10 protein-coding genes and 1 pseudogene are annotated in these 9,397 nt (G+C 67.9%); 7 read left to right on the top strand and 4 right to left on the bottom strand.

Annotated features, from left to right (window positions below):
• Window positions 1–135: pseudogene (locus AC3WRR_RS31415) on the top strand (adhesin); the annotation flags it as partial.
• Between the two features lie 183 nt (window positions 136–318).
• Entirely contained in the window at window positions 319–1,986 is a 1,668-nt protein-coding gene (locus AC3WRR_RS31420; protein WP_492299082.1) for a ShlB/FhaC/HecB family hemolysin secretion/activation protein, read from the top strand.
• A 177-nt stretch (window positions 1,987–2,163) separates the two neighbouring features.
• On the opposite strand, the gene AC3WRR_RS31425 is transcribed toward AC3WRR_RS31420, so the two are convergent.
• Window positions 2,164–2,370 (bottom strand): dodecin, encoded by a 207-nt coding sequence (locus tag AC3WRR_RS31425; RefSeq protein WP_010809809.1) that lies wholly within the window; start codon window positions 2,368–2,370, stop codon window positions 2,164–2,166.
• A gap of 234 nt (window positions 2,371–2,604) precedes the next feature.
• Between AC3WRR_RS31425 and AC3WRR_RS31430 the strand changes: the two genes are divergently transcribed.
• The 3 genes from AC3WRR_RS31430 (at window position 2,605) to AC3WRR_RS31440 (ending at window position 5,785) form a co-directional block, all read left to right on the top strand.
• The gene (locus tag AC3WRR_RS31430) at window positions 2,605–3,312 is read left to right on the top strand and encodes a phospholipase D family nuclease (protein WP_231881474.1); all 708 of its coding nucleotides are present in this window, start codon (window positions 2,605–2,607) and stop codon (window positions 3,310–3,312) included.
• 94 nt (window positions 3,313–3,406) lie between these two features.
• A complete protein-coding gene (locus AC3WRR_RS31435) occupies window positions 3,407–4,117 on the top strand; it encodes a dienelactone hydrolase family protein (protein ID WP_492299084.1) in 711 nt (236 codons plus the stop codon).
• 126 nt (window positions 4,118–4,243) lie between these two features.
• Complete coding sequence (locus tag AC3WRR_RS31440; protein ID WP_010809806.1) at window positions 4,244–5,785, top strand: acyl-CoA synthetase; 1,542 nt, start codon at window positions 4,244–4,246, stop codon at window positions 5,783–5,785.
• On the opposite strand, the gene AC3WRR_RS31445 is transcribed toward AC3WRR_RS31440, so the two are convergent.
• Together AC3WRR_RS31445 and AC3WRR_RS31450 are read right to left on the bottom strand one after the other, a co-directional pair.
• Window positions 5,782–6,453, bottom strand: coding sequence for a glycine zipper 2TM domain-containing protein (locus AC3WRR_RS31445; RefSeq protein ID WP_492299086.1), 672 nt, complete (start codon window positions 6,451–6,453; stop codon window positions 5,782–5,784). The two genes, AC3WRR_RS31440 and AC3WRR_RS31445, sit on opposite strands and share 4 nt — an antisense overlap.
• Before the next feature lie 132 nt (window positions 6,454–6,585).
• The gene (locus tag AC3WRR_RS31450) at window positions 6,586–7,044 is read right to left on the bottom strand and encodes a MarR family winged helix-turn-helix transcriptional regulator (protein ID WP_010809804.1); all 459 of its coding nucleotides are present in this window, start codon (window positions 7,042–7,044) and stop codon (window positions 6,586–6,588) included.
• A 237-nt stretch (window positions 7,045–7,281) separates the two neighbouring features.
• Here AC3WRR_RS31450 and AC3WRR_RS31455 point away from each other — a divergent pair, with 237 nt between their 5' ends.
• On the top strand, window positions 7,282–7,845 hold the full coding sequence (locus AC3WRR_RS31455) for a YggT family protein (RefSeq protein ID WP_010809803.1): 564 nt from the start codon (window positions 7,282–7,284) through the stop codon (window positions 7,843–7,845).
• A gap of 140 nt (window positions 7,846–7,985) precedes the next feature.
• Complete coding sequence (locus AC3WRR_RS31460) at window positions 7,986–8,231, top strand: hypothetical protein (RefSeq protein WP_492299088.1); 246 nt, start codon at window positions 7,986–7,988, stop codon at window positions 8,229–8,231.
• A 53-nt stretch (window positions 8,232–8,284) separates the two neighbouring features.
• On the opposite strand, the gene AC3WRR_RS31465 is transcribed toward AC3WRR_RS31460, so the two are convergent.
• A complete protein-coding gene (locus tag AC3WRR_RS31465) occupies window positions 8,285–9,265 on the bottom strand; it encodes a LysR family transcriptional regulator (protein ID WP_010809801.1) in 981 nt (326 codons plus the stop codon).
• Window positions 9,266–9,397 lie beyond the last annotated feature (132 nt).

Below are 9,397 nucleotides of genomic sequence, written 5' to 3' on the forward strand. Positions count from 1 at the left end.
GCCGTGACCGGCGGCGCCACCTCCACCGCGGGCAGCACCACCAGCAAGACTTCGACCACCAGCGCCACCGGCGCCATCGGCGGCCTGGTTGGCGGCCTGCTGGGCGGCCTGACCGGCGCGCTCGGCCAGAAGTAATCCAGCCTCAGCCTCTGCCCTGGCGATCGCCTGATCGCGGGCAGCGGAGCACACCAGATTCAACGTAGCGGCCACGCGCTGAACCGGCGGCATCGGACAGCAGGCGCACGGGGGTAGCGGCAATCCCCGCGCCAGTGGCACGCGACGTCAATAGCCGCAGTATTTCCTTACAGGGGTTTTGCCATGCGTGCACGTCATCGCGTTGCCGCGCTGCTGGTCAGCGTCGGCGCGTTCCATCACGGCCTGGCCCAGGCCGATCCGCGCAGCCCGGTCCAGGGCGACCCAACCCAGACGCTCCCGAAGATTGCTCCGGCCCGGCCCGACAGCAGCGTGACCGTGCAGGTCGAACGGCCGCAGGCGGCCATGCAGGACCTGCTCAATGCACGCCTGACACCGCGCCGCTTTCGCATCGAAGGCGCGAAGACGCTGCCGTTCGAGGAGGTAGCCGCGCAGTTCAAGCCGCTGGCCAATCGCGAGATCACGGTGGCGCAGTTGCTGGAAGCGGCCAACACGGTGACGCAGATGTACAAGGACCGCGGCTATCCGCTCTCGTTTGCCTTCGTGCCGGCGCAGGACTTTGCCAACGGCGATGTGCTGATCACCGTGGTCGAGGGCTATGTGGCCAAGGTGACGGTCACAGGCAAGGCGGGCCCGGCAGAGGGCCGGCTGCGCGCCATTGCCGAGAAGCTGCAGCAGGACCGCCCGCTACGCCAGGACCGCTTCGAACACTACGTCAATGCACTGGCCCTGCAGCCCGGGCTGCAGGTGGCGGCCACGGTGCAGCCGCCGACCACCACCGACGGCGCCTGCGAGATGGTGCTCGACGTCAAGCGCAAGCCGTTCACCTTCGGCACCGGCATCGAATACATGTCGCCAGGCCTGCGCGCCATTGCCACCGCGACCAGCAACAGCCTGACGCCGCTGGGCGAGCAGATCTCGGTGTCGGCACTGTTCCCCAAGGGCCGCGACAACGAGGAGTACTACGCCGCCAGCTACGCGCAGCCGCTCGGCACCGAGGGCATGATCGCGCGGCTCAATGCCTCGCACTACCGAGGCGTGCCGCAGAACGCCACGCTGGAGGCGATCGGGTTCAATCCGCGCTACGTCAACGACACCAAGCGCATCGGCGGCTCGCTCAGCTATCCGCTGCTGCTGTCCAACGCGCATACGCTCACGCTGACCGGCGGCTTCTACGGCGCCGACCAGTTCGAGCGCTACACCCACACCGCCACCGGCACGCGCGTGACGCTGGGCACCAACGTGCGCGTGGGCACCGCGGAGCTGACCTACGCGCAGCGCGGCGAAGGCGTGAGCCGCAATGCCACGCTCGGCCTGTACAAGGGTTTCGATGCGCTGGGCGCGAGCCGCCAGAACAACACCAACGACCTGAGCTTCTTCCGCACGCGGCTGCTGCTGTCGCAGTCGAAAGACCTGCCGGCGGGCTTCGGCCTTACCGTGGCCGCGGCGGGCCAGTACAGCGGCGACCGCCTGGCCTCGGGCGAGCAGATCAGCTTCGGCGGACGCTTCTTCGGGCTGGGCTATCCCGCCGGCGAAGTGGCGGGCGACAAGGGCTGGGGGGCCTCGGCGGAAATCAGCCGCCTGTTCCTGCCCGACATGACCTACCTGCGCACCATCCAGCCCTATGTGTCGGCCGACGTGGCGCGCGTGTTTTCCAACAGCGTGTCGCTGTCGCACCGCAGCCTGTCATCGGTAGCCATTGGCGCGCGCTTCTCGGACCGGCGCTACTACACGCTGGATCTGTCGGTGGCACAACCGGTAGGTGACAAGCCGACCAATGCAAGCCGTCGGTCGCCGCGGATCAACATGACTTATTCGTACCAGTTCGATTGAGCTGGTCGCGTTTGGGCTGACGACACCAGGTTTCCCTGCACCCGGCCGACGGCAGTCTCGCGTCGGCCGATTTTTTTATCCCGAAGGCTGCATCTGGAGCGAGCACGCGCACCAATCCGCACAGGCAGCGCAGCCCGTGCCGTCGCGCAATTCCGCCGCGCAAGCGCGGCGCCGCACTCAGCTCACGCGGAAACCGATCTTCAGCGTGACCTGGTAGTGCGCAATCTTGCCGTTCGTGATGTGGCCGCGCGTTTCCACCACTTCGAACCAGTCGATGTTCTTGATGGTTTCACCGGCCTTGGCAATGGCGCTCTGGATGGCCTGGTCGCAGCCATCGGGTGAAGATCCGACGATCTCGACCAGCTTGTAGGTATGGTTGCTCATATCCCTCTCCTTGGCGGGCGGACCCGCGGGGGTTCCATCCATCATAGGCGCGGGTGCGGATAGTCCCAAGGGCAGCGGCGGTGCAGCGATGCTGCACCGGATAGCCGGCCGCAGATCCTGTTACACAATCACGCTTTGCCAGTGGCGTATGCGGCTGCTACGCTGCGAACCCGCCCCGACAGCATGCGGCGCGCGGCGCGCGCATGCCGTCATTCACCGACGCAAAGATCCGCCGTGACTTACAGATTCATTCGCCGGGCCGTGCTGGGCCTGGGCCTGGCCGCCGCCGTGTCGGCCTTCACCTCGTTCAGTCCCTTCGCGCTACTGGCGCACGCCCGCTCGGCTTCCACCTTCGACCAGGTGACCGACACCATCGCCAACAGCATCAGCGAGACCTTCAACGAGGCCGTCGCCAACCACTTTCCCGCGCGCACCGGCAAGCCGGCCCAGCCGCCGGATGCGAAGCCGGTGCCGGCCAAGCCGTTTGCCGATGGCAGCGGCTACACGCTGTGCTTCGTGCCCGATGGCGCGAGTTGCCAGGCGCTGCTGATCAATGCCATCCGGAGCACGCGCCATCGCCTGCTGATCCAGGCCTATTCGTTCACCAGCGCACCGATTGCCGAGGCCGTGGCACAGGCGCACCGGCGCGGCGTGGACGTGCGCGTGATCCTGGACAAGAGCCAGCAGTCCGAGCGCTATACCAGTGCCACCTACCTCAAGCATGCCGGCGTGCCGGTGGTGATCGACAACAAACCCGCGATTGCGCACAACAAGGTGATGGTGTTCGACGACCAGGCAGTCTTCACCGGATCGTTCAACTTCACCAAGTCGGCGCAGGAGCGCAACGCCGAGAACGGCATGCTGATCCGCGGCGACGCCGCCGTGGTCAGGGCCTACACCGACAACTGGAACAAGCGCTACCAGCAGTCGCGCGCGTACTGACGGCAGCAGCAGGGCGCCCTGCCCTGCACGAAGCGGCGCGCAGTGGCAAACTTGCAGCTTTCCTGTTCAGCCCCCTTCCGGAGAGCCTTTCCCCATGACAGCCATCCCCGACAGCCAGTGGATCCGCGTTGACACCGCCGCGGGCAGCTTCGATGCCTACCTGAGCCTGCCGCCGGCAGGCGTGCAGCCCGGCGCGCCGGGCATTGTGCTGCTGCAGGAGATCTTCGGCGTCAACGAGCATATCCGCGCCGTGGCGGACCAGTACGCCGCCGACGGCTATGCGGTGCTGGCGCCGGACGTGTTCTGGCGCCAGGCGCCACGCCTGCAACTGGGCTACGAAGGCGACGACATGGCGCGCGGCATGGCGCTGCGCAAGGCGGTGGATGTCACCGCCGCGCTGGACGATATCGCCGCCACGGTGCAGGTGCTGCGCCAGCACACCGGCGCCGGCAAGGTGGCGGCGGTGGGCTATTGCTTCGGCGGCCTGCTGTCGTACCTGAGCGCGGCGCGCGGGCTGGTGGATGCGGCCGTGCCCTACTACGGCGGCGGCATCCAGAACCAGCTGCAAGAGGCGGCGAACATTCGTGTGCCGGTGCAGTTCCACTACGGCGCGCTCGACGCGCACATCCCGCCAGAGGCCGTGCAAGGCGTGCGCGACGCCATGGCCGGCAAACCCGGCAGCGAGATCTACGTCTACCAGGGTGCGGACCACGGCTTCAACTGCTGGGCGCGCGGCTCCTACCACCAGCCCAGCGCCGCGCTGGCCCACGGGCGCGCGCTGGTGTTCCTGTCGGAAGCGCTGTAGTCCACCCCGACGCGCTGTAGTCCCACCCCGAGACGCTGCCGCCTTGCCATGGCCGGGCGGCAGCCTTTATCCTCGGCGCTTGGCTTCAAGACTTGCTGGCCCCACCATAACAATGGAGACCACACCATGCAGTCAGAGCAGCAGCGCGCCCTGCGCAACACCATTCCCGACGCCATTGCCCGCGCCGTGCGGCGCAGCCCGGGCAAGACCGCGATCCGCTTCGGCGAACGGGCCTGGACCTATCGCCAACTGGATCAGGCCGCGGCGCGCGTGGCCGGCGCGCTGGCGCAATGGGGCCTGCGCCCCGGCGACCGCGTGGCCGCCTTCGGCAAGAACTCAGACGCCTATGTGCTGCTGTGGCTGGCCTGCCTGCGCAGCGGCCTGATCCATGTGCCGGTCAATTTCTCGATGACGCGCGCGGAGGCCGAGTACATCGTCACGCAGTCGGGCGCCAGCGCAATCTTTGCCGATCCGGCGCTGGCCGACCGCGTCGAGGGCCTGCCCTGCAAGGTCAGCGGCACGCTGCACGGCGGCAAGGTGCGCGATGTACTGGCAGCCGCCGCCAGCGGCCCCGCGGCACCGGTGTCCGATTCGCTCACCGACACCACACCTGCGCAGATCCTGTACACCTCGGGCACCACCTCGGCCCCCAAGGGTGCCGTGCTGACCCATCGCGCGCTGCTGGCCGAATACGTCAGCACCATTGCCGCCTGCGATATCCGCGAATCGGACTACTCGCTGGCCGCGCTGCCCCTGTACCACTCGGCGCAGATGCATGTCTTCCTGATGCCGCTGCTGCTGTGCGGCGGCACCACGCTGATCGCCGACAGCCCCGAGGCCGGCTATTGCCTGCGCACCATCCACGCCGAGGGCATCACCAGCTTCTTTGCGCCGCCCACGGTGTGGATCGCGCTGCTGCGCCATGCGGACTTCGATCCGGCGCGGCTGGGGTCGCTGACCAAGGCCTACTACGGGGCCTCGATCATGCCGGTGCCGGTGCTGCTTGAGCTGCAGCAGAAGCTGCCGGCACTGCGTTTCTACAACTGCTACGGCCAGAGCGAGATCGGGCCGCTGGCCACGGTGCTGGGCCCCGACGAACACGCCGGGCGCCCCGCCTCCGCCGGCCGGCCGGTACTGAACGTCGAGACCCGTATCGTCGACGAGACCATGCAGGACGTGCCGCCCGGCGAGCTGGGCGAGATCGTGCATCGCTCGCCGCAACTGCTGACGGAGTACTGGGACAAGCCCGAACTGACCGCTGAAGCCTTCACCGGCGGCTGGTTCCACTCCGGCGATCTCGGCTATATGGATGCCGAGGGCTACCTGTACGTGGTGGACCGGATCAAGGACGTGATCAATTCAGGCGGCGTGCTGGTATCGAGCCGCGAGGTGGAAGAGTGTCTGTACACTCACGGCGCGGTGGCCGAGGCAGCGGTGTTCGCACTGCCGCACCCGAAGTGGGTCGAGGCAGTGGCCGCCTGCGTGGTGCGCAAGCGCGGCCATGAAGACGCCGCCGAGGAAGAGCTGATCGCCCATGCGCGCCAGGCACTGGCACCGTTCAAGGTGCCCAAGCGCATCGTGTTCGTCGCGGACCTGCCGCGCAACACGGCGGGCAAGCTGCTCAAGCGCCAGCTGCGCGAGGACTACGCGCAGCTGTTCGGCACTTAGTACGGCACGGCTACGCCGTTCTCGACCTTGACGCGGTCGCCGATGCGCATCTGGTAGGCGTTGGACTGCGTCAGCGTCAGGTAGGCGTTGTCGCTGGTGCGCACGCGCACACGGTAAGCCGCGGCCGAGGATCCGGTGCGCTTCTCGACCTCGTTGCCGGCCACCGCGCCGACAACCGCGCCGCCGATGGTGGCCACGGTATTGCCGCGGCCGCCGCCGACCTGGTGGCCCAGCAGTCCGCCCACGATGCCGCCGACCACGGCGCCCGCGCCGCTGGTCGAAGGCGGCTGGCCGGGCACCACCTCGATCGCCTCGACCCAGCCGTAGCGCACGCCGTAAGCCTGGTTGCCGTAGTTGTTGCCGTAGCTGCCGTCCGGATATGACTGCTGCGGATACGGCTGCTGGGGATAGCCTTGCTGCGGATACCCCTGTTGCGGATACCCTTGCTGCGGGTACCCCTGCGGGTAGCCCTGCTGCGCCGGGTAGCCGCTGATGGTGGTGCTGCCGCCATAGCCGCTGGTGCCGTAGCCGCTGCTGCTATAGCCGCCACCGTAGCTGCCGCCGTACCCTCCGCCATACCCGTTGTCGTAGCCATACGGCGTGGCACACCCGGCCAGCGCACCGGCGCCAAGCACCGCAAGCACAACCGAACGAAGGGGGATGGACATGTCAGGACTCCTGCGCTCTGCGCGTGTTGGGGAATGCGCGCGAGTCTAGGGCCGCCGGCAGCCAGCGGGTGTCACCGGAACCTGTGATTGGTAACTGCCTGTAACTGGCTGGCAGTGCAGGCCTGCCGCGGCTCAGGCGCGCTCGGCGCCGTCGTCGTTGAACTGGGTGATGCGGGCCACGCGGAAAGCGCCGCGCAGCGATTCCAGCTCGGTCCGGTGCAGCATCGCCAGGCGGTTCAGGTAGCGCTCGCCCTTGGCCAGCAGGTGTACCTGCACCACGCGGCGGTCCTCGGGGTTGAGCCGGCGCCTGACCAGCCCCGCCGCCTCGCAGCGGTTGACCAGCGCCACCACGCCGTGCTGCTTGGCCTGCAGCCGTTCCGCCAGTTCGCCGATCGAGGCCCAGTCCTTGTCGGCACAGCCGCGGATATGCAACAGCAGCAGGTACTGCTGCACGGTCAGCCCTTCCGCGCGCGCCGCATCTTCGGAAAACCGCAGGAAACGCCGCAACTGGTAGCGGAAATCCGAGAGCGCCTCGAAGTCGGCCTTGGTAAGCGATGTGGATTTCCGGGACGGGACGGACTTGCTGGGCATAAGGTGGCGAAAAAGCGCAAAGGAGGAGGAAAGCGCAGGAACCACGCGCAATACCACGGGTGCGCGGCCGGTCCCGCAACCGGGCGCACGCAATTATAGGGGCCGCGCACCGAGGCGCCAGCACAAACATGTCCGCCAGCTCATGTGCCCGGCGCACGGTTGCATCGTGCCGGCGTCAGGCTATGGCAGAATCTGTGCGGTTGCAGACACCTTCACCCGTCACCGGAAAACGCACCGATGTTCTCGGAAATCGCTCTCTTCCTGCTGGATACCGTCTTCACCCTGTTCGGCATGGCGCTGTTGCTGCGCGTGTGGATGCAGCTCACGCGGCTGCCTACGCGCAATGCGGTGTCCCAGGGGGTGTTCCAGATCACCGACTGGCTGGTGCGCCCGCTGCGCCGGGTCATCCCCGGGGTGGGCGGCATTGACTGGGCCACGGTGGTGGGCGCATGGCTGACCGCGATGGTGTTCCTGGTGCTGGTCGCGCTGCTCAGCGGCATCGACCTGCTCGGCTTCCTGCCGGCCATGCTGCTGACCGCCCTGCTCTATGTGCTGAAATGGACGATCAGCCTGGTAATGTGGGTCACGCTGCTGATGGCGATCCTGTCGTGGGTCAACCCGCATTCGCCGATCACCCCGGCCATCGACCACCTGACCGCGCCGGTGCTGCGCCCGATCCAGCGCGTGGTACCGCGCCTGGGCGGCTTCGATGTTTCGCCGCTGGTGCTGTTCGTGATCGCGCAGATCCTGCTGATGGTGATCGCGCGGCTGGGCGCCAGCATCTTCGGCATGCACTACTGAGCCAGCGGCGGCTCGGCACATTGTCCAGAGCCCTGGACAGTGTGTCGAGAATTGACCCTTTTTCTGCCCCGTGTGAAGTCCTACATTGCAGGCACCGTGGCGCTTCCGCCACGCACCCTGCCTGAGAAGGACCACACACCATGAAGACCATCGCCCAACGCCGCAGCCTGGCGCTTTCCCTGCTGTGCGCCGTCACCCTGTCGTTTGCCGCGGCCGCTGCCCACGCCTCCGAACCCGTTTCAGACATCGCCCGCCTGGACGGGAGCATCGCCCACGCCGGCAAGGCCGATCCGTTCCTGGACGGCGCCAGGCTGGGCAAGGCCGACCCGTTCACTGACGGCGCCAGGACCACCGACCGCCGCGACGCATTCACCGACGGCGCCTGAGCTCCTGCCCTTTCCGTTGCCACGGCCCCGGCCGTGGCCGCCCGCCAGCGCCCTCAACCCGCCGTGCGGGCCTCTCCTTCAGCCTGCCCGCTCGCGGCTGCTTCCGCCCCCATCCCCCCGTCCAGGCCCGCCTCGGGCTCCAGCTCGGACACCATCATCGATTCGATCGCTTCCATGAAGGCCCGCACCTTGCGCGGCTGCAGCCGCCGGTCCGGCAGCAGCGCGAACACGCGCAGCGGCGGCAGCGGGTAGTCAGGCAACACGCGCACCAGCCGCCCCTGCGCGATCTCGGCCTCGCAATAAATGACCGACAGCCGGGCGATGCCCAGCCCCGCCAGCGCGCCCTGCAGCCGCAGTTCGGCGTTGTGGGTCTGCATGCGCGGACGGATAGGCACGGACACGGTCTGGCCGTCGCGGGTGAATTCCCAGACGGTGTCGCCGGGCGTGGTCAGCGTCGGCATATTGGCCAGGTCTTCCGGGCGCAACTGCGCCGGCAGGCTGGCCGCCAGCGCCGGCGCGGCAAACAGGCCGCGTTCGACATGGTAGATGCGGCGCGCCACCGTGCCGGAGTCCGGCAGGTCGGTATCGACGACAACGAAGGCCACGTCAAACCCGTCGCGGATCGGGTCGACCAGGCCCTGGGTGATTTCCACGGCCACGTCCAGCGCCGGATGCGCCGCCAGCGTGCGGCAGATCACGCCACCCAGTTGCTGGGCGCCGAACTCATAGGGTGTGGCGATGCGCAGCACGCCCTGTACGCGCTCCTCACGCGCCAGCGTTTCCTGGCGGATCTCGCGCAGGCGCGCAAACAAGGGGGCGACATCGCGGTAGACCGCCTTGCCAGCATCCGTGAGGCGCATGCGCCGCGTGGTGCGCTCCAGCAGCTTGGCGCCGATGGCGGTTTCCAGCCGCGCCACTGCGGCCGAGACACGCGACTTGGGGCAGTCCAGCTGCTCCGCCGCGGCCGTGAACGTCCCCTGCTCGACCACGCAGCAGAACGCTTCCCAATCATTCCATTGGATTGTTTCGTTCACCGGACAATGTTTCCCTGACAAGCTGTAGTTCCCGACGGCAGGCCTACATTATGCTTGAGCGATGCAACAAACGCCTGTCCCCGCTGGACCGGACGCCTCAGGCCCCGCAGTTCCAGCAGCCCTAGCCCCCGC

Source organism: Cupriavidus sp. FW305-3-2-15-C-LB2 (assembly GCF_058787575.1).

Bases quoted from the DNA above. Each gene is read 5' to 3' on its own strand.
- AC3WRR_RS31420 (WP_492299082.1), top strand. From the start codon at position 319: ATGCGTGCACGTCATCGCGTTGCCGCGCTGCTGGTCAGCGTCGGCGCG.
- AC3WRR_RS31425 (WP_010809809.1), bottom strand. From the start codon at position 2,370: ATGAGCAACCATACCTACAAGCTGGTCGAGATCGTCGGATCTTCACCC.
- AC3WRR_RS31435 (WP_492299084.1), top strand. From the start codon at position 3,407: ATGACAGCCATCCCCGACAGCCAGTGGATCCGCGTTGACACCGCCGCG.
- AC3WRR_RS31440 (WP_010809806.1), top strand. From the start codon at position 4,244: ATGCAGTCAGAGCAGCAGCGCGCCCTGCGCAACACCATTCCCGACGCC.
- AC3WRR_RS31445 (WP_492299086.1), bottom strand. From the start codon at position 6,453: ATGTCCATCCCCCTTCGTTCGGTTGTGCTTGCGGTGCTTGGCGCCGGT.
- AC3WRR_RS31450 (WP_010809804.1), bottom strand. From the start codon at position 7,044: ATGCCCAGCAAGTCCGTCCCGTCCCGGAAATCCACATCGCTTACCAAG.
- AC3WRR_RS31455 (WP_010809803.1), top strand. From the start codon at position 7,282: ATGTTCTCGGAAATCGCTCTCTTCCTGCTGGATACCGTCTTCACCCTG.
- AC3WRR_RS31460 (WP_492299088.1), top strand. From the start codon at position 7,986: ATGAAGACCATCGCCCAACGCCGCAGCCTGGCGCTTTCCCTGCTGTGC.